The organism is Pseudomonas sp. 58(2021), from assembly GCF_017491585.1.
GTDB classification, from domain to species: Bacteria; Pseudomonadota; Gammaproteobacteria; order Pseudomonadales; family Pseudomonadaceae; genus Aquipseudomonas; species Aquipseudomonas fluorescens_BT.
Genome location: NZ_JAFGYZ010000060.1, coordinates 1 through 462, shown reverse-complemented (window position 1 = coordinate 462; position 462 = coordinate 1). Strand labels below are relative to the sequence as shown.

1 protein-coding gene is annotated in these 462 nt (G+C 57.6%); it reads right to left on the bottom strand.

The annotated features are described in order from the left end of the window. Positions 1–462, bottom strand: a 462-nt coding sequence (locus J5M72_RS28750; RefSeq protein WP_207868333.1) for an AAA family ATPase, incomplete at both ends; no start/stop codon positions are given.

Here is a 462-nt window from a genome sequence, read left to right as displayed (position 1 = left end):
CCAGTAGCACACGCTTGTCTTCCAACTGCGCCTGCAGCTCGATGAGGAACTTGTCGACGATGCTCTTGATCGTCTCGGTGCTCAGGCGGCCAAACTGGATGATTGTGTCGAGACGGTTACGGAACTCCGGCGTGAAGCTTTTACGGATGACCTCCATGGCATCGGACGCATGGTCCTGATGGGTGAAGCCGATCGACGCCCGCGCGGCGGTTTCAGCGCCGGCATTGGTGGTCATGATCAAAATCACGTTACGGAAATCGGCTTTGCGCCCGTTGTTGTCGGTCAGGGTGCCGTGGTCCATAACCTGCAACAGCAGGTTGAAGACTTCTGGGTGAGCCTTTTCGATCTCATCGAGCAGCAGCACACAGTGCGGTTGCTTAGTGATCGCTTCGGTCAACAAACCGCCCTGGTCGAACCCTACGTAACCTGGAGGCGCACCGATCAGGCGCGACACAGTGTGAC